The sequence below is a fragment of the Phaeobacter sp. JH20_26 genome, assembly GCF_048056275.1.
GTDB classification, from domain to species: domain Bacteria; phylum Pseudomonadota; class Alphaproteobacteria; order Rhodobacterales; family Rhodobacteraceae; genus Phaeobacter; species Phaeobacter bryozoorum.
Genome location: NZ_JAYMWL010000024.1, coordinates 1 through 24,183, shown reverse-complemented (window position 1 = coordinate 24,183; position 24,183 = coordinate 1). Strand labels below are relative to the sequence as shown.

22 protein-coding genes and 2 pseudogenes are annotated in these 24,183 nt (G+C 52.7%); 15 read left to right on the top strand and 9 right to left on the bottom strand.

Going from position 1 to position 24,183, the window contains the following annotated elements:
• From VWY60_RS18020 to VWY60_RS17985, 8 genes are all read right to left on the bottom strand, one after another.
• On the bottom strand, nt 1–1,578 hold a 1,578-nt coding region (locus VWY60_RS18020; protein WP_416541345.1), incomplete at its 3' end, for a recombinase family protein.
• A complete protein-coding gene (locus VWY60_RS18015; protein WP_416541344.1) occupies nt 1,575–1,745 on the bottom strand; it encodes a hypothetical protein in 171 nt (56 codons plus the stop codon). The genes VWY60_RS18020 and VWY60_RS18015, both read right to left, overlap by 4 nt.
• A gap of 208 nt (nt 1,746–1,953) precedes the next feature.
• Nucleotides 1,954–2,685, bottom strand: coding sequence for a M48 family metallopeptidase (locus VWY60_RS18010; protein ID WP_416541343.1), 732 nt, complete (start codon nt 2,683–2,685; stop codon nt 1,954–1,956).
• Nucleotides 2,682–5,966 (bottom strand): type I restriction endonuclease subunit R, encoded by a 3,285-nt coding sequence (locus VWY60_RS18005; RefSeq protein WP_416541342.1) that lies wholly within the window; start codon nt 5,964–5,966, stop codon nt 2,682–2,684. Before VWY60_RS18005 ends, VWY60_RS18010 begins: the two co-directional genes overlap by 4 nt.
• A 2-nt stretch (nt 5,967–5,968) precedes the next feature.
• Nucleotides 5,969–7,408 carry an anti-phage deoxyguanosine triphosphatase gene (locus tag VWY60_RS18000; RefSeq protein ID WP_416592533.1) on the bottom strand — a complete coding sequence of 480 codons (1,440 nt, stop codon included), beginning with the start codon at nt 7,406–7,408 and terminating at the stop codon, nt 5,969–5,971.
• Between the two features lie 17 nt (nt 7,409–7,425).
• On the bottom strand, nt 7,426–8,598 hold the full coding sequence (locus tag VWY60_RS17995) for a restriction endonuclease subunit S (protein WP_416541341.1): 1,173 nt from the start codon (nt 8,596–8,598) through the stop codon (nt 7,426–7,428).
• Nucleotides 8,588–10,096 carry a type I restriction-modification system subunit M gene (locus VWY60_RS17990; protein WP_416541340.1) on the bottom strand — a complete coding sequence of 503 codons (1,509 nt, stop codon included), beginning with the start codon at nt 10,094–10,096 and terminating at the stop codon, nt 8,588–8,590. The genes VWY60_RS17995 and VWY60_RS17990 overlap by 11 nt, the downstream gene beginning before the upstream one ends.
• Nucleotides 10,093–10,527 (bottom strand): helix-turn-helix domain-containing protein, encoded by a 435-nt coding sequence (locus VWY60_RS17985; RefSeq protein ID WP_416541339.1) that lies wholly within the window; start codon nt 10,525–10,527, stop codon nt 10,093–10,095. Before VWY60_RS17985 ends, VWY60_RS17990 begins: the two co-directional genes overlap by 4 nt.
• Before the next feature lie 113 nt (nt 10,528–10,640).
• Here VWY60_RS17985 and VWY60_RS17980 point away from each other — a divergent pair, with 113 nt between their 5' ends.
• From VWY60_RS17980 to VWY60_RS17970, 3 genes are all read left to right on the top strand, one after another.
• Nucleotides 10,641–10,859: a hypothetical protein gene (locus tag VWY60_RS17980; RefSeq protein WP_416541338.1), complete on the top strand. Its 219-nt coding sequence runs from the start codon at nt 10,641–10,643 to the stop codon at nt 10,857–10,859.
• Complete coding sequence (locus VWY60_RS17975; protein ID WP_416541337.1) at nt 10,859–11,155, top strand: hypothetical protein; 297 nt, start codon at nt 10,859–10,861, stop codon at nt 11,153–11,155. Before VWY60_RS17980 ends, VWY60_RS17975 begins: the two co-directional genes overlap by 1 nt.
• A gap of 363 nt (nt 11,156–11,518) precedes the next feature.
• Complete coding sequence (locus VWY60_RS17970) at nt 11,519–11,908, top strand: hypothetical protein (RefSeq protein WP_416541336.1); 390 nt, start codon at nt 11,519–11,521, stop codon at nt 11,906–11,908.
• A gap of 426 nt (nt 11,909–12,334) precedes the next feature.
• Here VWY60_RS17970 and VWY60_RS17965 read toward each other — a convergent pair whose 3' ends face one another.
• Nucleotides 12,335–12,511 carry a hypothetical protein gene (locus VWY60_RS17965; RefSeq protein ID WP_416541335.1) on the bottom strand — a complete coding sequence of 59 codons (177 nt, stop codon included), beginning with the start codon at nt 12,509–12,511 and terminating at the stop codon, nt 12,335–12,337.
• A gap of 515 nt (nt 12,512–13,026) precedes the next feature.
• Between VWY60_RS17965 and VWY60_RS17960 the strand changes: the two genes are divergently transcribed.
• The 12 genes and pseudogenes from VWY60_RS17960 to VWY60_RS17905 all read left to right on the top strand — a co-directional run bounded on the left by VWY60_RS17960 (nt 13,027) and on the right by VWY60_RS17905 (nt 24,164).
• Nucleotides 13,027–13,920, top strand: a complete 894-nt coding sequence (locus VWY60_RS17960) for a hypothetical protein (RefSeq protein WP_416592532.1) — start codon at nt 13,027–13,029, stop codon at nt 13,918–13,920.
• Between the two features lie 417 nt (nt 13,921–14,337).
• Nucleotides 14,338–14,823: a hypothetical protein gene (locus VWY60_RS17955; protein WP_416541333.1), complete on the top strand. Its 486-nt coding sequence runs from the start codon at nt 14,338–14,340 to the stop codon at nt 14,821–14,823.
• A 53-nt stretch (nt 14,824–14,876) separates the two neighbouring features.
• The gene (locus tag VWY60_RS17950; protein ID WP_416541332.1) at nt 14,877–15,485 is read left to right on the top strand and encodes a recombinase family protein; all 609 of its coding nucleotides are present in this window, start codon (nt 14,877–14,879) and stop codon (nt 15,483–15,485) included.
• A gap of 204 nt (nt 15,486–15,689) precedes the next feature.
• Entirely contained in the window at nt 15,690–16,046 is a 357-nt protein-coding gene (locus VWY60_RS17945; RefSeq protein WP_416541331.1) for a hypothetical protein, read from the top strand.
• Nucleotides 16,043–16,582 carry an ImmA/IrrE family metallo-endopeptidase gene (locus VWY60_RS17940; RefSeq protein WP_416541330.1) on the top strand — a complete coding sequence of 180 codons (540 nt, stop codon included), beginning with the start codon at nt 16,043–16,045 and terminating at the stop codon, nt 16,580–16,582. The genes VWY60_RS17945 and VWY60_RS17940 overlap by 4 nt, the downstream gene beginning before the upstream one ends.
• Before the next feature lie 718 nt (nt 16,583–17,300).
• A pseudogene (locus tag VWY60_RS17935) lies at nt 17,301–17,879 on the top strand (IS5 family transposase); the annotation flags it as partial.
• A gap of 222 nt (nt 17,880–18,101) precedes the next feature.
• Nucleotides 18,102–18,977 (top strand): glycosyltransferase family 2 protein, encoded by an 876-nt coding sequence (locus VWY60_RS17930; RefSeq protein WP_416541329.1) that lies wholly within the window; start codon nt 18,102–18,104, stop codon nt 18,975–18,977.
• Between the two features lie 62 nt (nt 18,978–19,039).
• A pseudogene (locus VWY60_RS17925) lies at nt 19,040–19,776 on the top strand (IS5 family transposase).
• A 191-nt stretch (nt 19,777–19,967) separates the two neighbouring features.
• Nucleotides 19,968–21,320 carry a lipopolysaccharide biosynthesis protein RfbH gene (rfbH, locus tag VWY60_RS17920; protein ID WP_416541328.1) on the top strand — a complete coding sequence of 451 codons (1,353 nt, stop codon included), beginning with the start codon at nt 19,968–19,970 and terminating at the stop codon, nt 21,318–21,320.
• Nucleotides 21,317–22,144: a glucose-1-phosphate cytidylyltransferase gene (gene rfbF / locus VWY60_RS17915; RefSeq protein WP_416541327.1), complete on the top strand. Its 828-nt coding sequence runs from the start codon at nt 21,317–21,319 to the stop codon at nt 22,142–22,144. The genes rfbH and rfbF overlap by 4 nt, the downstream gene beginning before the upstream one ends.
• Before the next feature lie 14 nt (nt 22,145–22,158).
• A complete protein-coding gene (gene rfbG / locus VWY60_RS17910) occupies nt 22,159–23,262 on the top strand; it encodes a CDP-glucose 4,6-dehydratase (RefSeq protein ID WP_416541326.1) in 1,104 nt (367 codons plus the stop codon).
• Entirely contained in the window at nt 23,259–24,164 is a 906-nt protein-coding gene (locus tag VWY60_RS17905; RefSeq protein ID WP_416541325.1) for an NAD-dependent epimerase/dehydratase family protein, read from the top strand. Before rfbG ends, VWY60_RS17905 begins: the two co-directional genes overlap by 4 nt.
• The last annotated feature ends 19 nt before the right edge of the window (nt 24,165–24,183 follow it).

Sequence of the window (24,183 nt, the reverse complement as noted above, 5' to 3'; positions counted from 1 at the left end):
TGACAACGAACGCCCCGCAGTTTCACCTGCGGGGCGTCGTTCGTTTTGATCAACCATCTCCATGATCGCACCAAGCTCACCATGTAGTTCCACGTCAAAGCCCGTGTTTGTTGGTGTCACCTTGATGTGATCGATCAAACCTTGGATCGTTTTGATGGCCTGAAGACGTATCACAGGATCACTCAACCCATTGGTCAACTGGCTGATCTTGGTCCGATAAACTTGGCCGATGTTGTGTATCGGGATAATGCTGGTCTGTTCTTCTTGATGAGTGATCTCATTTTCCAATAAATCCTTCTCAGATTCGAGGTCGTCCAGCTTGTCGGTGACACTCTTATTACCGGTACCGTTAACGATGTGATCCACGATGCGTTCAATTTGACGAGTGACTTCAATGAGGCGCTTTTTCTTACTTGCCAGATTGGACGTGGATGCCTTGCGAAGCCGCTCCACTTCCTTCTGGAACTCGTCGGTGAACCCATCCAGGTATTCAGAGTTCAGCAGACCTTCACGTAGACCGGCGAGAACGCGATCTTCAACTTCCTTCCGGGGAATGGTGCGTTGGTTCCCACAGCTTCGGGATGCGCGATATGCTGAGCATCCATAGCGATCCTTCGCAGCGATCACCATTGGACCACCACAGCATCCACAGACCAGCACACCGGACAGTGGGTGAACTTTCCTATGCTTCCGATTTAATGCGCGGTTATCGCCATCCCTGGGCATAACGATGGTGTTGGCCTCTTGGCGGTCCTTAACTCGTTGCCACAAATCATCAGGAATGATCCTGAGTTCAGGGACCTCCGTCACAGTCCAGTTTTCGTCAGGTTTTGGTCTGTAGACTTTCTTGCCGGTTTTAGGGTTTTTGGGATATTGGGTTCTGCCATATACCAGTCGTCCAATATACGCTTCGTTGTTGAGAATTCCTGTTCCACGATCCCGTTGCCCACGGATGGTGGTATCTTTCCATAGACCTCCCTTTGGCCCCGGCACTTGTTCTTCATTGAGCAGCTTTGCTATGCCCCGTGGGCTCACGCCTTCAGCATACAGGCCAAAAATGCGCTCAACGACAGCAGCCTGTTCAGGAATGATCGTTCGTTCACCCGGCTTTCCCACGAGATAGCCATATGCCACTCCGCCAGCCGTTTTTCCGGAAAGAACACGGCCCCTCTGTCCTCGCCTCACCTTTTCACGCAGATCACTGACAAACTGTTCAGCGATCATTCCCATCATGGCGACATGCAACTGATTGATTTCACCGTGATGGATTGTGAACAGCCGCACATTGGCAAAGCTAAGCTCTTCGTACAGTTGTGCCGCAATAGCAAGATTCCGTGAAAGGCGGTCAATCGATTCCGCTAAAACAACATCAAACTGGTGTGCTTCGGCATCTTTCCTAAGCTGTTCAAACTGAGGGCGGTTTGACGAGCCGCCGCTCATGGCTGCATCCTGATATACTTTGACGACTGACCAGCCCTTCCGTTCAGCATATTCACGGGCTTCACGGGTTTGGTCTGCAAGTGATGCGTCACTTTGCATATCAGTTGAGTATCGGCAGTAGATTGCGCACCGGGTCATTCTGCATCCTCCGCCAACAGCATGTCAGCATCTTGAACGAAGTCCAACGCTGATTGCTGTGCAAGAAGTAGGCAGATTTCCAGAAGTGCTCCATCAATCTGATTGTTGTTGAGCGTTTCAGTAGTACTTGTCGGTTTGAGACCCGACTGTGAAAAAGGGGTTTCCATATACAGACCCATCATTGGGGTCTGAGTTTTCCACCCTCACGACCAGTTACCAACGCGCACAAATAGGCTCAGTGAATGACACCGAATACATGGCTGTTTTACCTATCTGTGGTTCGGCTCTGACCATTGATCTAAGCAAGGGAACGTCACAGTGTGAGTAACATGTGGACGGGGAAAAGAAACTTCAAGCCCGCACACAAAAATTGGTTCAATTGGCTAAGAACACTTCGGCCATAATATCCAAGTTGCGTTTGGTATCGTTCCACTCTGGTACATGATGATCAATTAACTTCCAGAATTCTGGCCCGTGGTCATGATGTTTAAGGTGAGCAAGCTCATGCATGAGGACGTATTCAACGCATTCTCTAGGTGCTTTGATCAGGTTTGGATTGAGATTGATCTGGCCGTTTGGTGAGCAGCTTCCCCATTGGCGTGTCATGTTCAACAGCCGAAATGATGGCTCAGCATCGATCCACGGTAGCCTTGAAGCCAACTCAGTTAACCGCCTTGCAAAGTAATCCCTTGCTTTGACACGATACCATCCCCTCATCCGTCCCCGGACATCTTCAGGATCACCTGAACGGGTCGTTACCACCAACCGGTTTCCCTTGAGCCGTACCGATGGTTTATCAACGGTTTCCTGAATGACTTTCAGAACATATCGTCGGCCAAGGTAAAGCACTTGCTCACCGGATACGTACTCCTTCGGTCTGACGTGATCAAAACGATGTCTGGCCTCCACAACATTGTCGATGACCCAACGGGCTCTTTTCTGCACAGCACTTTGAACACGACTGTCTTCAAATTCCGGTGGGGCATCGACCACGACCGATCCATCAGGGTCAACATGTATAGCTATTCTAGTGGTGCGTTTGGGATCGGGATTCACCGCATAGGGTATGCGCTCTTCGCCGTACACCAGGGTGAAATTCTTACTCATCGACGCGCCTTCACCGTTCCAGCCCGTACAACACTGATCACCTGGTCAATCAGCATATTGGCCGCATCCAATCCGCCAAGGAACTTGAAGTAACGTGGTAGCAGTGCTTTGCGGATATCTGCTTCAATGCTGCCAGGGTTGATGGAATGCGTCTGGATGGAATTCTGCACGATCTCATCGATGTGGAATGCTTCGTTCACAAGATCGTCAGAGACAAAATCCGATGCGCGATCAGTGCCCAGTGTTTCCAGAAAGACGCCGTAATAGGACTGGGCCATGGGGTTGTCCGCAAATCGATCTGGTACGCCCGGGGTATCCTTGTCCTTCACCTGGGCTTCCAGATCGGCGAACATGGTGTACTGTTTGTTGGGGTGATCAAACAGGGCTTCAGCCTCACGGATCGCTTCTTTCAACAATTCCGAAAAAACACGCTGTGCATAAGGGTCATCGATCAGGTCCTGCTCAATGGTTTTCCTGATACGGGTCTTGATGACATCGGCCTCGGTTCGGGTTTTCTCATCTGACCAGTCTTCAGGATCATCCACGTCACCAAGACCATCAACCAAGATCACGCCCTCTGGGTCTACGATTTCCTGGCCCACAACCTGTTTATCCACCAGACGCCTGATCTGGTCCTCATATTCTGAGAAATCGACGACTTCCTGAGCATCCCGCTTTGCTTGTATGCGTACCTCGGTGAAGAATTTCAGATCGCGTTTGTAGGTCTGGATCGTTCGTTCTGAAAATGCCCCATCTTCAAAGAATGCACGTGAGGATAGCGCCAGTTTCAGGCACATTCCGAAGTTGGTCAGAGCGTCATAGAAGTCTTCCCTGACCTTCTGGTTGGTATCGATACTATTGCCGGTTCCATCATCACCAAACTGTGGTACCAGCACACGGCGGAATTGCTCACGGTCCGCCTTGTTCTCCACATCAACGAAGATGGCCCACAGTGCGTCATGCAATGCTGGCAGGCGTTTGTACTCGGTGGAAACGTTGGAAATGGTACCAGCCAGATCATCAATTTCGTATCCGCTCTGGGTTTGGTCAGCCAGGTCCTGATACTCCCGGATGGAAGTGTCCAGTTCGGCCAGGATACCCCGGTAATCGATCAGGAACCCGTGTTTCTTGGCCTCGTGCAGCCGGTTCACCCGGGCAATGGCCTGGAGCAGATTATGGCCCTTCAGTTGCTTGTCGATGTAGAGCACAGCATTACGGGGCTCATCGAAACCCGTCAGCAGCTTATCCACGACAATCAGGATGTCCGGGGCACCATCTGTGGCGAAGTCTTCGATGATCTGAGCTTCATACGCTTGTTGATCATTCCCAACATTTGCTTTCCACCACGCCTGCACCTCAGGCACTTTGGTCTCATCGGTATCCTCATGGCCCTCCCTGGTATCCGGAGCCGATATCACCACGGCACTGGTGACAATACCGGTTGCATCCAAAGCCTGTTTATACCGGATCGCCGACAATTTGCTGTCCGTGGCCAGTTGAGCTTTCAGGCCCAGATCGAGCTTGGCGAAGTTTTCTGTGAAATGTGTGGCAATGTCCCACGCAATGAGATCAATCCGGTTTGTTGCCCCATATAGCTGACCCCGGGTGGAATACTTCTGTTTCAAATCCGATTTCTGTTGATCCGACAATCCGGTGGTAATCTTGTCAAACCAAGCGTCAATTGCGGCCTCGTTGATATCAACGACCGGTCTTCGTTCTTCATAAACCAAAGGCGTCACGGCCCCGTCTTCCACCGCCCTTTGCATCGTGTAGGCATGCAGGATGGGACCAAACTTGTTCCGGGTTTTGTCTTCCTTCAACAGTGGTGTGCCTGTGAAGGCTATGAATGCAGCGTTGGGCAATGCCTTGCGCATCCGTTCATGGTTCTCACCACCCTGGCTGCGGTGCCCCTCATCCACCAGCACGATCAGCTTATCGGATGGGTTATAACACTCCGGCAGTTTGGTGGCCGAGTTAAACTTCTGAAGAAGGGTGAAAATGATCCGTTCGGTACCCGTACCAATGCGAATAGCCAGATCACGACCAGATTGCACTTTTGCTTTCTCTCCATCCTTCTTGGTGGCGACATCGGACCCGAAGGCACCACCGGTCAGGAAGGTTGCAGCCAGTTGCTTTTCCAAATCCACCCGATCAGTGACAATGATAATACGACACCCAGCCAGTTCCGGTTCCAGCAGCAGTGCTTTGGTCAGGAACACCATCAGGTTTGATTTGCCGGACCCGGTGGTGTGCCAAATGACGCCGCCTTCACGGCTTCCATCGGGCTTCTGGTGACTGATCTGATCGATTATGGCCCTGGTACCACGCACCTGCTGATAACGTGCTGCAATCTTGCCCAGCTTCCGATCAAAGAAAATGAACCGGCGGGTGAAATCGATCAACCGATCAGGTCGCAGCAGGCTGATCACCAACCGGTCTTGCTCCGTCAGCAGCACAGAGCCGCTGTGAAGGCTATCATAGTCCCGCAGCGCCCACTGTGGCCGATCAGCGAACAACGCCGCTCTCTGAGCCTCTGTGAGGGCCTGTGAGCGTATCAACTGCATCTCGGCCTCGGTCAGGTCTTCCTCCCGCCACATGGACCAGAATTTCTTGGCCGTGCCGGTGGTGCCATAGCGCCCTTCCACGCCCGAAATCGACAACAGAAGTTGGGAATAGACATAGAGGTCCTGTATGCCATCGCCCTGCTGGTTTCGCAGATGCTGGCTGATACCCTCATCGACCATCGCGGTCAGCTTGGTTGAGGAGACAGGCCGTTTCGCCTCGATCACAGCGAGGGGAATACCATTCACATAGCATACGATATCAGGACGATACCGGCCCATCCCGGCGGGGCGTTCCACGCTCAACTCTTCGGTCACCTGGAACCGGTTGGCTGATGCGTCCGCCCAGTCGATCAGAGGCACGGTCACAGAAGTCTTCTGCCCATCCACGAACTCGGTAACAGTTATACCCAGCGTCAGGTGCTGATAGATCGCCTTGTTCGCCGGGATCAGACCTTCACTGAGTCCGGTGGCCGAGATGGTACGTACCACCTGATCGATACCGGCGGGTGAAAGAGGGTAGGTCTGACCTTTGTATTCAAACCGATGGGTGCCCAACCGATCCCGCAGCACATCCTCCAATAGGACCGACCGTTCAGACCCACGATATGCAAGAGCATTCACCGGTGACAGATACTCCCATCCCATGACGATCAGCACATGCAATGCTGGCAACTTGGCGGCAGCTTCTTCACGGGTGTCAGGGGCGCGTTGGTTCATGCTTAAAGCCGGTCGAACACAGAACCAAACCGTGGCTCAAATAGCTGTTGATAACGGGTAGTAGCAAACTCGTCAGTCATTCCCGCAATGTAATCACAGATCACACGAGCCGTAGGAACATCACCACCGCCTTGAATGGTACGTTTGTAATCCCTGTTGTCCAAAAGTCGTTTTGGGTCTGTTGCAAACGCCTCAAACAACTCAGTCACCATCTTTTGACCTTTGAACTCAAGCTGCTGTACTGGGGTCGCTTTGATAACCAAATCCACAACGATGGCTTTCAACTGGTCCAATGCTTTATCAACCCCGCTGCCGGTTTGGAAATTGGCCTGATAACGGAAGATAGGCTCTTTGAAGTCTGAGTACTGATCCCTGAATTCTGTGCCCTCAACACAAAACCCCACAATTTGCCCAATCACTTGTTTTCGTTTTGACGTTCCCTGTTCAAACAGTGCGTTGACCAAATCATCGAATTTCCCGTTGAAATGAAGGTCAAGCAGTGCCTGGAGCTTCTCCCATCTGGGCTCGCCATCCTTTTTGAAGTTGAACCAATCCACGAAGCTGCGTTTGGTTATCAACCGCAGCCCGATTGCGTCTTCCAAGTCATGGACGCCGTACGCAATGTCATCGGCAAGCTCCATGATCGAAGTGTCCAGGCACTTGTATTTTGTCTTGGGATGCTTCCCTTTATCCTGTGGTTTCCTGGCCGTGCTGATCTCTTTCCAGTCATCCAGTTCTTGGGCCACCCAGCCCAGTACGATGTCGTCACGTTCTTCGTTGAGATAACATTTAGGGGGTTTGAAGTCAGAGGCGATGAATACAGAACCATCCGTCGGTGGCAGTTCGTACCTCTCTTTTGGTTCTTCCATTGTCACAGGGCTCGGTTGTCCACCCGGAACAATTTTCCAATCAACCACTTCACCGTAGGGAGCCGGATACTTGATCACACCGAGCACTGCCCGGCGGGTCAGGTTCATCCCCTTCCTCTCAGGGTACTTTTCCAGCTTGGTCATGATGCGTAGGGTCTGACCGTTACCTTCAAAACCTCCGTAGGGCAGCATACAGCGGTTAAGAGCAACTTCCCCACCATGGCCGAACGGCGGATGACCAAGGTCGTGAGCCATGCAGATGGTGCGTACCAGCATGGGGTGCGGCAAGTTTTCGATGGCGGCTTGATCCAAGTCGGCTTTGGGTGAGTTGGCCTGAGCCAACCGGTAAAGGCGCTTTGTGATTGACACCCCGATCTGGCTGACTTCCAGAGAATGGGTCAACCGAGTGCGATAGAAGTCCCCGTCACCGACGCCTAGAACCTGGGTTTTAGCCTGAAGCCTCCGGCAAGCTGCCGAGTGGACTACACGAGCGTAATCCCGCTCCCAAGGAGTTCTGTGATCCTCCCGAGGCGATGGATCACGTCGATCCGTCCAATACGTTTCATCCATCATCAAATACTTTCAAATAGTCACACCACCACCCGCCGTTTGCCGGTCAGGAGTTGCTGCATCAGGGCTTTTTTTTCAGCGCGAAGTTTGGCGACTTGAGCCTCGCACCCAACGACTTCCTCTTCTGCATTCTGCAAAGCTTGGTTGATACGTATTTGCTCAGCCATAGATGGCAGCAAGAGTTTTAGTGTTGAGAATGCTTTCCACCTTAAACTGCCACGACGATCCACTGAAGCATTGGTGGCAGCCGCGAACATCTGCCGGTATCGGTCGGTTTTTAGCACCCGAAACAAGAAGTGCGGATCAACTTCCGGCCCTGTTTCAAAGATCGTATAAATTGGGCTCACCAGTGCAGCATCATGTAGGTTCTGGATTCCGATTGAACCCTCCTCCACATGGTTTGATGGATAACCAATTTGGTTGCGTCGAATGATTTTATATCCCGTGAGGTCTTCACTGAATACCTGCTTCTTGAAGTAGTCGAGCGAATTTACGAACCCTATGGTTTTAGTACAGGAGATGACGGTGTAATCAGCATCATCTTTGTTCCGTTCGGAAACTTCATAGGCCACGTCGCCCATCCGCACCTCTATCCACTCCTTCCCTTCGAACTCAGGGAAGCGGCGTTTGCCGGTGAGGAGGGATTGCATCAGGGCGCGTTTCTGGGTGCGGGCGGTTGCCAGCAGCGCCTCGGTCACCTCGATGGCCCGGTCCCAGGTCGATAGGATATCCGCGATCTTCCGTTGTTCAGGGAGTGGGGGTATATGGATCGGCTGACGCTCAATGTCAGACTTCTTTACGTGAACCAAAGTCGCTTTGAATCCGTGAGCTTTGGTCTCAATGCGGTCGGTGACATGCCGTAGAACGAGATGCAGCCAGTCATGACTTACTCCATCAGATTCAAAAACCTTAAATATATGCTGGTTCAAAACGCCGGTTTCACCCTGCCATACTGTCGGACCGAAAGAAGCGCCCTTTGTACCCGCCCAAGCGAACAGCATTTGCCCAGGCTCTACGATCCACTTTGGGTCCGGGTCTCCGGAAAAATAATTGAAATTCTTGCTACCATTCAGGTTTTGAATCCGAATTATCGGAAGTCCCTGCGTATCCCAAACAGGAGGAGTAAAACCGTAACCGTTCTGGAAACGACAGACATCTGATACCTGTCCGAGCACCCACCCCTCAGGCACCATAGCCAAGCTCCTGAAGATACCCTTCCATGCGGGTTTCCAACTCAGCCAGTTCCGCCTTCAACCGGATGCGTTCTTGCCGAACACTCATCAGGTCGATTTCTTCCTCTTCCTCAAAGGTATCCACATATCGCGGAATGTTCAGGTTGAAATCGTTCTCGACCACTTCCTCCACCGTGGCACGGTAGGCGTATTTGTCCACGGTCTCCCGGTCCACGTAGGTGTCCACGATCTTGGTCAGATGGTTGCCGTTCAATGCGTTCTGGTTGGTCCCGGGCTCAAATTCCCGACTGGCATCAATGAACATCACCGATGTGTCCGGTTTGGATTTTCGGAACACCATGATAGCCGCCGGGATGCCGGTGCCAAAGAACAATTTTTCCGGCAGGCCGATGACAGCATCGAGCAGATTTTCCTCAATCAGCTTTTGCCTGATCTTGCCCTCAGACGATCCCCGGAACAGCACCCCATGCGGCACCACCACCGCCATACGCCCGGTGCGGGGTTTCATGGTTTCGATCATGTGCAGGATGAATGCATAATCGCCCTTGGTCTTGGGCGGCATGCCCCGGCGAAAGCGTCCGAACTTGTCAGTCTCGGCGGCTTCGGTCCCCCACTTTTCCAGACTGAAGGGCGGATTGGCCACCACCACGTCATAGTGACGCAGGGTGTCATCGGTGGTCCGCAGTTTGGGGTTCCGGATGGTATCCCCCCATTCGACCTGGTGGTTATCCTCACCGTGCAGAAACAGGTTCATCTTGGCCAGGGCCCAGGTGGAGCCAATCGCCTCCTGCCCGAACAGTGCGTATCGTTTGGTGCCTGTCCGGTTCCGGATTAGCCGCCCACATTTCATTAGCAGCGATGCAGAACCACAGGTGGGATCGCAGATATCATCGCCTTCCTGTGGATCGACCAGCCGGGCCATGAGGTCAGATACCTCTGCGGGGGTATAGAATTCCCCGGCCTTCTTACCCGCCGTGGCTGCAAACCGACTGATCAGATATTCGTAAGCACCACCTATGATGTCGAGTTGACCCACCCGGGATGGCCGCAGATCAAGGGCGGGTTTGGCGAAGTCTTCCAACAAGTGACGCAGGATGTCGTTCTTCTGTTCCTCATCCCCCAGCTTGTTGGAGTTGAAGCTGATGTCCTGGAACACATCCCGCAGCTTGGTCCCGTTGGCCTCTTCAATGGCGTGCAGGGCCTTGTCGATCCGTTCGCCATTCCCGGCCTCGTGGCGGCGTTTGTGAAGCGCGTTGAACCCGGCCCCGTCTGGCAGCACGAACGCCTCTTGCTGCATCATCGCAGCCACCAGGTCCGGTGCGTCGGGGTGCTCGGCCTCGTATCTGGTCTTGTGGTCCTGCCATACGTCACTGACATATTTCAGGAACAGCATGGTCAGCACGTAGTCCTTGTAAATCGATGGATCGACGACGCCCCGGAAGGTATCACATGCTCCCCAGGCGGCTTTGTTGATTTCAGTTTGGGTTATGGGGTTCATGCTTGTTTTGCCTGTTTGAATATGAGTGTGACCAGGCCCTGGTATCGGCTGGCGTCAAAACCCTTGGCTCTGATATCTGGCGGTTGGTTGCCCTCCTGCCGGAGCACTTCGACCACGGCATCACGTATGAGGTCTGGCGATGGCCGTGCATCCAAAGTCTGAACGCATTCCTCAACCATGATCACCACCGCGCCGATCAAGTCATAGAGCTTGTCTGGTGATCCGGATGCAGCATCGCCTTCAAACAACTTCCTGGGGTCGACACTGTAGAGGTCGGCCAGTTCAAACAGTCGTTCAGCCGTGAGGGTTTCGGACCGGTTTTCCATGCGCCAGATTTGTGTACGCTTCACACCAAGTGCATCCGCTGCTGCATTGACAGTAAGGCCAGCCTTCTCCCGGGCCTCCTTGATGCGTTCGAAAAGGGTTTCCACGACTGTGCCTGTTCTTGGTGACGTTTCATTTTATGCAACGCACCCCAGTCATTTGCAACAATCATGTAAGTTTCTATTGTAGAATCACTATGTTTCTTAATATGCAACATTGCATGACACTGAAAGAATATCTCGATCTGAACAACATCAGCCTGAAGGCATTTGGAGACCGCTGCGGTGTGAGTGCTGCAACCGTTCTTCGCGCCCGGGATGGTGTTGGGTTGTCCAGCCGGAAGACCATGCAAGCCATCGTCAATGCCACCGGTGGACAAGTCACACCTGCTGACGTTTGGCGGGTCGATGATGCTTCTGAAACTAAAAAGGAGACCTAATGACCGCTGAAACCCTCGCCCTCATTGCCGCATATTTTCTCTGTTCTGAAGCCGCCGAATTACAGGTGCTGCCCCAAGCCGAAGCAGCAGCCTGTGTGGATACCTATACGGATGTGAAGCTGTCCTTTGTGGATGGTCTGGACCGTGACGATTATGACGCCCTGAGCGCCGCAGAGCGGGCCGTGGTGAACCAGGAGGGCTATGCGGCATACCTTGCCTGGAGGGATGACAATCCTGCCCTGGTGGACCGACTGGAGCATGAGGCACAGGATCAGATCGCCTCGTCTGGCAGCTAGTGTGGGATTACCACAACTTGGACGCTGGTTGCTGGGTCACATGGGTCGGTGGCTTGAACCATCGATGGCAATGATTGAGCAATCAGTCCCCGATTTGACCGCACAGCAGATTGTAGATGTGATTGATATTATCGCCCAGAGCCACAGAGCCGCCCCTACAGACTGGTTAAACGCACGCTGGGTAAGGATGTCACCAACACAGCGGTTGGCCTGGGCAGAGCGCCGTAGAGGGCCCTTGATGATCATATGGATGCGTGGTGGGCGGGATGGGTTCCACGGACTGGGAAACCGGCTCCAGGAGGCCCTGGAGCAGGTCGACAGGTAGGCATCGATTTTACCGCTCTTAGTAGAAGGCATTCCAATATGAAGAAAAAACCGACAGGGCCAACATCAGCGATCATAGTAACGTCTGAGGAGAAGCAGGCGATCTTCCTACGTTTGCTCCATAGATGCCATATCCGCGCCGAGGTGAAGTTGCCCGCCTTGGATATCCCGACGCTGTATCACCAACAGGTTGAAAGATTGCTGGACCAGAAGTACCAGGAACGCCTGACCCCATATCTGAAAGCGGCGTATAAGCAGTTTCCCGGAAATCCTGGACTCCTTGGGCGGATGCAGCAGCATCAAGATGCGGTGGCCCACGCAAGGCAGGCCCTGTATCAGGCCGAGGGTATCAGCGATCCGAACCCAAAGCCGGTCTCTTTCCAGACGTTTCTGAGGCTGTACACCACCGGCAAGCTGCCACTGGCGTAGCAATTTGTGAACCTGACCCATGAAAAGCGGTCTGTCCCCAAATACCCAGACACACAGTTTGAGGACAAAAACGATGATGCTTTCATTTCACAAGACAGACTTTGCACCAGGGGCACCCCGGTTCCTTCCATACCCCTTGGTTGTTGCAACCCTTTCGCTGGGAGCGGGTATACCACTAGATGGTTCAATTACCGATTTTCTGTGTGAGCATGGTATCGATGTTAATGCAGACCGACATCGTTGGTACCTTGAAGTCTGGCATCGTGGAGATACGGATGAGATCGCAGCCAGAGCTTCGTTCGCCTGGCACGATGGCAGTGTTATCACTGAAGCAGTTCATATCGAGCAGGGTTATCAGGGCCTGAACCTGGAGCCGTATTTGTATTCGCTGGGGCACGGTTTGTGGGGTGCAGGTACGGTTGGCAATCAGTCCACCGATGTTAGCACCTCATCCCCCTCATCCTCACAGTCTCCACAAACATAAGCATTAACGCAGTCCTCAAGGATGGCTGCTAGCTGCCTGCGTTCCGTCAGCCTCAAGTCAGCCAACATCTCAATGACATCCTGATCGACGTTTTTAATCGTAATTGTTTTGCGTTCCATGTCGTGAACCTCCTCAGTCTATTTATGTCCGAGGAAACATCCGTCGTACCCTGAGGAGCCAAAACAACATTGATGGTAAACCTGCTGGACTCCCGTGGGATGCCCACTTTTGGAAATCTGAGCCTAAGTATGAAGAAGAGGTCGATGAACGGCCCTGCATACGAGGCAAAACAATGGCACAAAATACAAAACGGAAACGACTTACAATTGATAACATCAGAGCCGTGCACAAGTGCACAGAACTCACCAATCGTGGATTATCTAAACAGAAGGTGGCAGCAATCTCAGTATTGGCACAACACCGTGAATTCGATGATATCATCGACCAGGTGTACTCGTGCACCAAAAAACGACCCTGCAACAATAAGTGGTGCCCCACCTGTTCAGACCCACGCAACCGGCGAAGTAGACGCCACCTGAAATCAGACAGGCGTCTGACCCAGAATGCATGTAACGGTACTTCAACAGCCCTGGGTGCCCTATCTTCTAACTACCAGGTCCGTGGTGGTCAGAGAATGGTCGAACCCTTTGTGGGTTTGCCACTGATCCTGCTGCACTGTGTGACCATAAATCTGTTGCTGGTGGCACTCGACGGGAGCTTGAACGGTGAGCTTGAAAAACTAAGAGCCCGTCTGCGGCGAGCCCTGAACAGGCTATCCCCTGGAAACATCGCCCGGGGTAAGTTTGATATGGTGTTGAAGACCATTGATGGGCTTACATTCGATATCCCAGAAGAAGAACTGGATCGCTCTGCGCTCAAAGCTCATATTGCAGAGCAGCGGTGTGGGATGCTGCACATTCACTTTGTTCTCTTCGATCCATGGATGTCATCCGAAGACATCAGGAAAGTCCTTATCGCTGAGTTTCCTGGCAAAAAGAGGGTATGTGTCCGTGCCCCCTATGAAGACATCAAGCATGACGATGGGACCGTCACACATGGGGTGCAAGGGTTTCTTGAGTACGCCAGCCTGGAGAAGGTTGAGATCGACTTTGGCATGGACTCAGCCCAGGCCGTTGTTGAGTTTGCTCGTCTTGATCAAACCTGGTCACGTCGTAACACGAGCTTCAGCAGTGGAAAGCGTCCTGACGATATCAACACCATTGTTGATGCCGACCGGGTGAAAGAACTGGAAGCACAACGGTTCAGGAAGAGGATCAGAAAGAACTGGAAGACCATGACTTATGCGGAGCAGTTCATTCACATCTGGTTGACCGATGCAAAGGGATGTCTGGAAACGGTAAGGGCTAGGAACTTTGCCAGGATCATGGATACTTTCCCGGATGTATTAATCTCATATATGAGTAACTCGTCCCCACCCCCGGGTGTTGTAACCCCAATGAATAAAGGCGCAAACTGGATCGTTACTTCAGGATTGTACGGCAGACTGGTTTCGCAGCCATCTGACTAGGTACCTGGGCAATCCGGGTCCGATAGGCCGCTAAATGGTCTTCACGGGACCGTCGTTCCCAACGTAATCGCCCCAAAATGCTTCTGACGCCGACATGATTAGTGATCATGTTGATGACTCACGTTCTGTGGAGACTAAGCTTCTGATTTGATCTGATAGCCGTAATAGCGGTGCGGCGATCCAACACGTGTGTCGGACCAGTGTTCATAAAGCCCATCAAAAATTGGACATCATCCAGGATTGATTTCTTTGGATTTTCTGTCGTCAAGAAACGCGTTCACAAAACAGATGGTTCTTGAACAACCGCAATGGATTTGGGGATGCCTCACTTTCGATAGTATAAATTAGTGCTATTGACAGAATCGAGTGTTAGTGACTATTTGTAGTACATTATAGTGCTGAAAATAGGAGTCGCCCATGAGCATCTCAACCAACCCAACCGATTACGTGTACGTGCCCCTTCGTGCCGACCTTTATGCTGAGTTGATCCGCCGTTCGGGTCGATCAGATGTGTCAGTGTACGTGGAAAACCAAGTGCAGGATTTCCTGGAGGCTACCAAGAGTGACCCCTCGATCTGGTCGGCGGAATACATTGAGCGCCAGGCCCAGGACACGGATCAGGAGTTTATAACGAAGTACGGCAATCCTAGCCGGGGTTATCAGTGGCAGAGTCTTTTCCTGCCCAATGGCAGTCAAGTTCGAATGACCTATCGGGGCGAAGCTCACTATGCATTCATCCAGCACGAAAGACTTCGGTTCGGTTCACATGATATGTCACCATCTGAGTTTGCTAGGTCGGTAGCCAACAACACCAACCGCAACGCTTGGCGTGACATCTATGTTCAGTTCCCCGGAGAGGCTGATTGGAAATTTGCTGATGATCTGAGGCGTCAAGGAAAGTGATAACGATTCCATCATCCATCGCCCCAACTGGACCATGACGAGGAGAGTATCTGATGAAAACTGCTATCTATGCCCGTGTGTCAACCGACCATCAGACTACCGAAAACCAGTTGCGTGACTTGGCTGATACGGGACAGCGCCTAGGGTGGGACATCACCCAAACTTTTGTAGATGATGGTATCAGCGGATCAAAGGGCAGGGATCAACGTCCAGCGTTCAAACAGATGTTGGAGGCCGTAAATCGCAAGGACATTGATTTGGTGGCGGCGTGGTCCGTAGATCGGCTGTCACGATCCCTTAGCGACCTTGTCGGGTTCATGGATGATCTGCGATCTCGGGACATCGGGTTATACCTTCACCAGCAAAATTTGGACACCACCACACCTTCAGGCCGGGCCATGTTGGGGCTTCTTGGAGTCTTTGCTGAATTCGAAATCGCAACAACACGTTCCAGAATTATAGCCGGTCAACAGCGGGCACGGGCCCAGGGAAAGCGAATTGGGCGTCCACCGATCCAGGGCTGCAAGATAACGGAGGTTCGTCGGCACTTGATCTCAGGTAAGAGCATCCGGCAGACCGCCAAGCTTGTTGGGTGCAGCGTCGGCATGGTGCACCGGATCAAGCATGATCAAGATCAGGGCCCATCTTCTATCCAAAACTGACCGCGACAAAAACCGAAGCGTTAAACCTGACTAGCGTCAGGATATATCAGAGTCCTGACTTCAACGGCTGCGATCAAGCAACGAGGAACTGGTTGGTGCAGTGTTTAGATCAAATAAACCGGAAGGTGGAAAAAATTAACCAACATGGTTGAATTTCTGAACCATGCTGGGTATTGTGCTTCTTGAAACACCGGGAGACCAACCATGACCACTGAAATTGGAAAGGCACTGCGGAAGCTGAGAATAGATGAAGATGAACGTTTGCTGGATATGGCAGCAAGGCTTGAAAAGTCGTCGGCTTTCATTTCGGCAGTCGAGAGAGGGACCAAAGCTGCACCTCAGGGCTTCGTCGAACATGTAGTTCAAGCATACAAATTGGCAGGTGATGCCGCAGCATCACTCCACCGCGCAGCAGACAGATCACGAAACAACTTCAATTTGGAAGCTGATAGCCTCCTTGCAAGAGATACTGCCGGGTTAATGGCCCGGAGAATGAATTCACTATCCGAAGACGAACTAAAGAACATCTTTCAAATTTTAAGTAAGAAGGGCGGGAAATGACGGACTCTAATGACTTCATTGTGCCTCCCCGAAGATGGGCGGAAATCGGGGGCATAGCTGATAATTTGCGGCATAGCCTGGGATTGCTGGAGGAACCAAGTGTTCCGGTAATTGAGATCATTGAGCAAGTTCTTGACCAGCGTCTGGACCTTGTTCGGTTTGAAGTGGGTAGCCGTGAAGAGATGGGTAGCGCCGAAGGGTATACATGCCCAAATGGTGATTTCATCATGTTGCGGGAAGATGTTTATCACGGTGCCTGTGCCGGAGAAGGACGTGCCAGGTTCACCTGTGCTCACGAACTCGGCCATTGGGCAATGCATACGAATATTCCTCTTGCCCGAGCTAAGAGTGGTGATGGTACCCCATCCTTCCGTTTGGCGGAGCCACAAGCAAACCAGTTTGCTGCTGAATTCCTGATGCCTGCTTGTTTCGTCAGTCATATTGACGACGAGGATGATATCATGTTGCGGTTTGGTGTTTCATGGGAGGCTGCGCGTAATCGACTTCGCTACCTCAGTAAGAATGGAAGGTTATAACGACAGAAGGCTCAGGTTGGTGCCCGAGCCTCCTAACGAATTTCTTCATCGTGCATCAGGGGCTTGACGATGCAGAGCCTCCCAAAGCGCAAATCAGTCTCCGTAGCAAGGACTGCATGTAGCGCATTTTGGGTGAAATGGCAAGATACGCCCCGAAGTGGAGAGTGTAATGACCAAGCGTCACACACCCCCTCCGTCCGGATACCGGTACGTCTTCCGTCCTTGGCGGACGTGCCCAACAACCGGCACCAGGCTGTACGCAAAAGCGTTCGGGCTTAGGGCGTGGCCTATTCTGGTTCCAGAATAGCCACCCCGCGATAACCATCGGGAGGTGCGATTGAACGCACCTCCCAACCCCAATGTACTAAATGAAAGCAAACACAATGAAATCGAAAACATTCAAAATTGGCCGGAGTGCAAAAACCGGTCGTTTCACTACGGTCAAAAAAGCAACCCACCGGAAGTCTACCCACGTGGTTGAAACTATCAAAAAGCCCAAATAACTGACCGGGTTTTCAAAGTTGTCCCGCAGTGTTGATTGCGGGACAACGACCCTTCCTAAAGATAGCCATTACGTTGGCGCGGCTATCATAGGTCCAGAACTACAATTGTTCGCTGTCGGTAGTGACGAACTCCCGCAACCAACGCCTCGATGAAATATCACAACCTTAAACCTCGCTCCGGCGGGGATCTTCGCGTTCAGGCACAGGCACTGGATGCAATGATGATGGTCGGCCTGGCTGCCGAGCACGGCGAGGAAAAGACCGTGATGATCCCCTCTCATTGATTGCTGCGTAATCAACTGCCGGGCAGTGGACGCGACCTATTTGAAGGTGCATCGCACTGCGACCAGCATGGCCGCGAAAAAGGGAGGCGCGGTAGTCTGATCGGTCGCACCAAGGGCGGCATGAATACCAAACTGCATGCCATTTGCGACAGCTAGGGGCGCCCGCTCAGCCTGTTCGTCACCGCTGGGCAGGTCAGCGACTACATCGGTGCGCGGGCGTTACTGAGTAGCCTGCCCAAGGTCGACTGGCTGCTCGGGGACCGCGGCTATGACGCCGACTGGTTCCGAGAAGCGTTGCAAGACAAAGGGATACGCGCGTGCATCCCTGGCCGAAAGCAACGAAAGACACCGGTTCGATACAACAAGCGCCGATACAAACGACGCAACCGCATCGAGATCATGTTCGGCAGGCTCTAGCACTGGAGGCGCGTCGCAAAACGCTATGACCGCTGTCCCAAGGTATTCCGCTCGGCCATCGCTCTGGCTGCGACCGTCATCTATCGGTTATGAATCCTGACCCTAAACTACGCCAGATCCTGTCCAAACATTGGGGAGTAGCTCAATGTGTCCTGAGCCTAGACGATTTTTTTACGATTTCCTCCTAAGAAGAAGACCTAGATGTAGCCACACGATTTACCCTCAGATCCGCAAGGCCCAGCAGCGCCTTTCAGGCTTGCCGAGCTACCTATACTAAAAATCTATCAAGTTTCAAAATGAGTGGAGGAGACTCCTGTGAAGATCTGTATCGTTATCCCGACATATAGGCGCAATGTTCAACTCGTGCGTTTATTGTCTCAGCTTGCGGAATTGCGCGAGACATACATGGGACAAGCAGAGTACAGCGTTATCGTTACGGACTCCGACCCGAATAACCCTGCTAGTGACATCATCCAACAGCTTTGCGACCGTTACATCCTGAACAAGGGAACAGGGTTCGACGACAACCTGTTCTACTTCTACAAGGATTATGCGGGGGCTTTTGATTTTGTGTTTAGCTGCAGCGACGACGACTTATTTAACTGCGGGCCGGTCAATGCGCTGGATCTTCTCGAAATCGCGGCGCGGCAAGACAAGGCAGCTGTCCATTTTAATCACTTCGAATATAGTACCGACTGCCCAGATAGTATGGATATGTCATACACGCTTAGCCCGGCGGCCTATCACCTACCCGCCTTAAGCAATGACCCGGAAAAACTTCGGGCAAGGTTCCTGTGGGGGCCGCCCAGACATGTCGGACTCCTCTACAAATCCAGCCACATCGCTGGTCTGCTGAACACAATGACTGCGTTCAGGGGAACATTGCACCTTTATGCTGTGCCCTTCATGTGCGCTCTGGAAAGCGAGGATGCCTCCTTTTTTGACTACCCTCTCAACTATTTTTCGGCTGCAGTAGAAAAAGACGGTGCATGGGAGAACACAGCAAACGTCTTTCACGGCTTATTGCAGTACCTTATCGCATCCAAACAGCTTTTAAATCCGGAGAGCTTCGAGATAGCGCAAAGAGGCTTTATGAGAGCCTACCTCGGAAAATCTGCCTGGTTGAGGAAAATGATTTCTGCCCCCTTGCCGACCGAGGCAGAGGTGCTGGCCAGCATTGAGCAAGCTTAGGGTCAGGCCCCATTGATTTCCGCTTGGCTGGATGGTTCACGGTTCGAAAACGAGCGGTGAACATGTCTGATCTTTTCTGGCTGAGGGACGCGCAGGTGGCGCGCCGTGAGCCTTATTTTCCGAAGTCCCACGGCGAACCACGCGTTGATGACGGGCGGGTGCTGAGTGGGATTATCTTCATTAATATCAGTGGCGTACGATGGCGCGATGCGCCTATAGCATATGGCCTGCTGAAGACCCTCTACAACCGTTGGAAGCGGTGGAGCGACAAGGGCATTTTCGCTCGGATGATGGTCGGCCTGGCCGCCGAGGATGGCGAACAGAAGACCGTGATGATCCCCTCTCATTGATTGCTGCGTAATCAACTGCCGGGCAGTGGACGCGACGTATCTGAAGGCCCACCGGACAGCGACCAGCATCGGCGTCAAAAAGGGGGGCGTCGACGTCTGATTCGTCGGCCCTGTTCGTCACGGCCGGTCAGGTCAGAGACTACATTGGCGCACGGGCATCGCTGAGCAGCCTTCCTGATGCCGACCGACTGCTTGGGGACCGCGGATATGACGCTGATTGATTCAGAGATGTGTTGAAAGACTAAGGGATACGCGCATGTATCCCAGGCCGAAAACAGCGCAAAAAGCCCGTCAAGTACGACAAGCGGCGCTACAAACGCCGCAACCGGATCGAGATCATGTTCGGCAGGCTCAAGGGCTGGCGACGTATCGCAACCCGCTATCACCGTTGCCCCAAGGTCTTCCTCTCAGCAATCGCTTTGGCTGCAACTGTCACTTACTGGCTATGAGTCCTGACCCTAGTTAAAATTCACGAATATAGTGTACAATCAGCCTACATTTGGCCTTTCGCGAAAGGGTGTATTAACCAAATTTGGATTACGAATGTTTGAACATAAATGTAGCGGGCTGAAGCCCGTATATTGCAACTAAAACGGCAAGTCTCTCAACCGTTGCAGCTTCAACCAGAAGGTCAGTGAGTGTGAACGTTAGATCCCGCGAACAAATCGTCGCAGATGCCAAGGCCTATTTTGAGGCCCAGCCGCTGCCTGAATTCCAGCCCGGTGAGACTTACATTCCACCGTCAGGGAAAGTACTGGACGGAGAAGATTGTGCCAGCCTGATAGACGCCGGCTTGGACATGTGGCTGACAGCGGGACGTTACGCTGACAGTTTCGAAGATCGTCTGGCAGCCAAATTTGGTACGAAGCTTTCTAAACTCACGGTGTCCGGCTCGGCAGCGAACCTGCTGGCATTCTCGACGCTGACATCCTGGAAGCTTGGATCAAAGCGGATCGAGCCAGGATCGGAAGTTATCACTGTTGCAGCCGGCTTTCCGACAACTGTGACTCCGATCATCCAGAACGGCTGCATTCCCGTTTTCGTGGATGTCGATCTTGAGACGCACAATGTGAATGTCGATCTAGTGGAAGCGGCAATTACCTCTAATACACGCGCAATCATGATCGCGCACAGCCTTGGCAACCCATTCGATGTGATCCGGATCTCAGAGCTTTGCAAAGCGCATGACCTGTACCTGATCGAAGATTGCTGCGACGCCTTTGGCGCCAGCATTCTGATGCCCGACGGCTCCGAAAAGGGGGTCGGCACCTTTGGGGACCTAGCGACACTCAGCTTTTATCCCGCACATCACATCACTATGGGTGAAGGCGGAGCCATATTGATGAACAGCATCCGCCTGGCCCGCATTTGCGAAAGCTTCCGCGACTGGGGGCGGGACTGCTATTGTGCGCCCGGGAAGGATAACACCTGTGGCAAACGGTTCGATTGGCAACTCGGAGACCTGCCGGACGGTTACGACCACAAGTATATTTACAGTCACATTGGATACAATTTGAAGGTTTCCGACATGCAGGCGGCAGTCGGGCTAAGCCAGCTTGGGAAATTGGACGATTTCGTTGAAATAAGGCGAAAGAACTTTATTGGTCTAACCGAGCGGATGAAAAGAGCTGGCCTGGATGAATATTACCACCTGCCTCAGTCGACCCCTGGCACAAATCCATCGTGGTTCGGATTCCTGCTGACGATAAGGGATGGGGTGCCGCTGCTACGGCGCGATGTAACCGCCGCACTAGAGGACCAGAAGGTCGGGACACGGATGCTTTTTGCCGGCAATCTGATCCGCCAGCCTGCTTTCGCACGGGCCAACTACCGCGTGAGCGGGCCGTTGGACGTGACGGATAAGGTCATGGCAGACGCGTTCTGGATCGGTGTCTGGCCGGGCCTGTCCGGTGACCATTTAGACTACATGGTGGATACACTCGCAAAGGTCACACAAAACCAACTTCATGCTGCAAAGGTTGCCGTAGAATGAAAGCCGTCATCCTCGCCGGCGGGTTGGGCACCCGTCTCTCAGAAGAAACCAGCCTGAAACCAAAGCCTATGGTCGAAATCGGCGGCCGTCCGATCCTGTGGCATATCATGAAAATTTACACATCCTTTGGTATCACGGATTTTGTGATCTGCCTCGGCTACAAAGGATACGTCATCAAGGAGTTTTTTGCCAATTACGCTCTACAGACCTCCGATGTTACTATTGATATGTCATCCGGCTCTGTCGAAGTACACCGCACAGCGGTAGAGCCTTGGCGCATCAGCCTGATTGACACCGGCGAGCACACAATGACCGGCGGCCGCCTGAAGAGAATTTCCCATTTGATCGATGGCACATTTTGTATGACCTATGGCGACGGGGTCGGGGATATCAACATCAAGGAATTGATTTCCTTCCATCGCTCTCACGGCCTGAAGTCGACAGTTACAGCGGTTGCTCCTCCGGGCAGGTTCGGGCTGCTTGACTTGGACGACATTCGGGTCGCCGGTTTTGTCGAGAAACCGAAAGGGGAAGGCGGACGGATCAATGGTGGATTTTTCGTGCTCGAACCGGAAGCTTTGGATGTGATCGATGGAGACGCTGACATGTGGGAGGATAATCCTATGCGGCGGCTTGTTTCGCAGGGGCAGATGGCGGCATTTCATCATGACGGATTCTGGCAACCCATGGACACCCTAAGAGATAAGAATAACCTAGAACAACTTTGGAACGAAGGCCGGGCCACCTGGAAGACTTGGGATCCGCACCCTGTGAAGCCGGCGACCAATAGTACGTTGATCCGCCCATCGCTCAGCTTGCATTGAAGGAACCTGCTGTTATGAGCTGGGAGACACAAAGTGCGTTCTGGAAAGGGCGTAGAGTTTTTCTGACCGGGCACACAGGGTTTAAGGGAAGTTGGCTTGCCCATTGGCTTCTTATGCTCGGTGCGGAAGTCCGAGGGTTTTCTTTAGCGCCCGAGATTGGCCAGATCCCCGACGGGTTTAAGCCATTGTTTGAAGAGCTGGACCTAGGCGCCAGGCTTGATCATCTCATCGGAGATGTTCGGGACGAAGAAACCCTCAAGAGATTCCTGCGGGCCTTCAATCCTGAGGTTGTTTTTCACCTTGCTGCGCAACCCCTGGTTCGCGCTTCCTACCAAAACCCGGTTGAAACCTACGCCACGAATGTCATGGGAACGGCGCATCTATTGAATGCTTGCCGTTCTGTAGATGATCTGCGGAGCATTGTGGTTGTTAGCAGCGACAAATGTTATGAAAACCGCGAACAGCTTTGGGCCTACCGCGAAATTGATCCGATGGGTGGACATGATCCATATTCGAGCAGCAAAGGCTGCGCGGAGCTGGTTACTAGCGCGTTTCGAGCTTCCTATTTTCCTACCGAGCGCGCGGACGAGCATGGCGTGTCCATCAGCAGCGCCCGGGCGGGGAATGTGATCGGCGGCGGCGATTGGAGTGAAGACCGGTTGATCCCGGACGCCATGCGGTCAATGCTGGCTGCATCCCCTCTGGAGATCAGGAATCCACGGGCTGTACGCCCTTGGCAGCATGTCCTCGAGCCCCTTCAAGGGTACTTGAAACTGGCGTGCAAAGGCGCAGAGGATCCCGCTCTCTTTTCAAAGGGGTGGAATTTCGGTCCCGTGGATGGGGAGGCCATTCCCGTCGGCGACTTGGCAGACCAACTTGCAGCCAAAATGCATGGGAAGTTTTCCTGGAAAGCAGTTGCAGAGAACGGGCCGCATGAAGCCCAGCTCCTAGCACTGGATAGCACTGCCGCCCGTGTGCTGCTGGGTTGGAAACCGGCACTGTCCTTGCAAGGTATGATGGACTTCACAGCAAGCTGGTACAGTTGCCGCAGCCCGGAACAGCGGGCAGAAATGGTATCTGGGCAGATAACCGAGTATATCAGAAAACTGAAGCTATGAATGCGCTTGAAGGAAAGAGGGTTTTGCTGACAGGGGCAACAGGTTTCCTGGGCGGAAAACTTCTTGAGCGTTTGTGCCGAATAAATGCCGTAACTGGCTGTTTGATGCGAAATAACCGGAACATAGCGCTTTGCGTAGGAGCCGAGCGACTGGAAACAACTGGCTGTGCGGCTGACATTATTGAAACAATCTGTCAATTCCGCCCGGACGTAATGATCCATTGCGCTGGCTTGGTTCAAACAACACACGGTCCGAACGACATAGATACGATGCTGCAAAGCAATGTTCAACTGGCTGCAGCATTGTTTGAGGCTGGAAGGCAGCTTGGAGAGCTTCGCATCGTTAACCTTGGAACTTACTTAGAGCACAGCAGCGACGGAAAGATCGCACCAACCAGTCTTTATGCCGCGAGCAAGCGTGCTGTGACTGAACTGCTGAATTATTACACTCATGCGGTGCCTACCCGTGCAATCTCAATCAAACCGTCCGTAATTTACGGAGCCGGAGATCCGCGTCCCAGATTGCTGCCATCGTTGGCTAAGGCTATTGCCAATGGACAGACGCTTTGCCTTTCAGAAGGGCTGCAGAAACTGGACCTGATTCACATTGATGATGTTGTGGAGGCCTTGATTCAGGCATCGGTTCACCTACTATCGTCTAAATCAAAAACCGGGCATCAAGAGTACTTTGCTGTCTCCGGCAACAGATTGAGTATTCGTGAGCTTGCCCAGAAGCTTGAGCAGATTGCCGGACGGGAAGCCGATTTGCGCTGGGGCGCGCATTCTTACAGACCTGAAGAGGTAATGGAGCCATTTTCTGGCGGTCCCCCTTTACCGGGATGGTCTCCGGTAGTCCCCTTGGAGCTAGGATTAGCTGACCTAGTTTTTCAGCAAGGCAATTAAGATGAGTTGCTTAGGGGCA

Coding starts and splice junctions, on each gene's coding strand:
- VWY60_RS18015 (WP_416541344.1), bottom strand. CDS start 1,745: ATGGAAACCCCTTTTTCACAGTCGGGTCTCAAACCGACAAGTACTACT.
- VWY60_RS18010 (WP_416541343.1), bottom strand. CDS start 2,685: ATGAGTAAGAATTTCACCCTGGTGTACGGCGAAGAGCGCATACCCTAT.
- VWY60_RS18005 (WP_416541342.1), bottom strand. CDS start 5,966: ATGAACCAACGCGCCCCTGACACCCGTGAAGAAGCTGCCGCCAAGTTG.
- VWY60_RS18000 (WP_416592533.1), bottom strand. CDS start 7,408: ATGATGGATGAAACGTATTGGACGGATCGACGTGATCCATCGCCTCGG.
- VWY60_RS17995 (WP_416541341.1), bottom strand. CDS start 8,598: ATGGTGCCTGAGGGGTGGGTGCTCGGACAGGTATCAGATGTCTGTCGT.
- VWY60_RS17990 (WP_416541340.1), bottom strand. CDS start 10,096: ATGAACCCCATAACCCAAACTGAAATCAACAAAGCCGCCTGGGGAGCA.
- VWY60_RS17980 (WP_416541338.1), top strand. CDS start 10,641: ATGACACTGAAAGAATATCTCGATCTGAACAACATCAGCCTGAAGGCA.
- VWY60_RS17975 (WP_416541337.1), top strand. CDS start 10,859: ATGACCGCTGAAACCCTCGCCCTCATTGCCGCATATTTTCTCTGTTCT.
- VWY60_RS17970 (WP_416541336.1), top strand. CDS start 11,519: ATGAAGAAAAAACCGACAGGGCCAACATCAGCGATCATAGTAACGTCT.
- VWY60_RS17965 (WP_416541335.1), bottom strand. CDS start 12,511: ATGGAACGCAAAACAATTACGATTAAAAACGTCGATCAGGATGTCATT.
- VWY60_RS17960 (WP_416592532.1), top strand. CDS start 13,027: ATGGTCGAACCCTTTGTGGGTTTGCCACTGATCCTGCTGCACTGTGTG.
- VWY60_RS17955 (WP_416541333.1), top strand. CDS start 14,338: ATGAGCATCTCAACCAACCCAACCGATTACGTGTACGTGCCCCTTCGT.
- VWY60_RS17950 (WP_416541332.1), top strand. CDS start 14,877: ATGAAAACTGCTATCTATGCCCGTGTGTCAACCGACCATCAGACTACC.
- VWY60_RS17945 (WP_416541331.1), top strand. CDS start 15,690: ATGACCACTGAAATTGGAAAGGCACTGCGGAAGCTGAGAATAGATGAA.
- VWY60_RS17940 (WP_416541330.1), top strand. CDS start 16,043: ATGACGGACTCTAATGACTTCATTGTGCCTCCCCGAAGATGGGCGGAA.
- rfbF (WP_416541327.1), top strand. CDS start 21,317: ATGAAAGCCGTCATCCTCGCCGGCGGGTTGGGCACCCGTCTCTCAGAA.
- rfbG (WP_416541326.1), top strand. CDS start 22,159: ATGAGCTGGGAGACACAAAGTGCGTTCTGGAAAGGGCGTAGAGTTTTT.
- VWY60_RS17905 (WP_416541325.1), top strand. CDS start 23,259: ATGAATGCGCTTGAAGGAAAGAGGGTTTTGCTGACAGGGGCAACAGGT.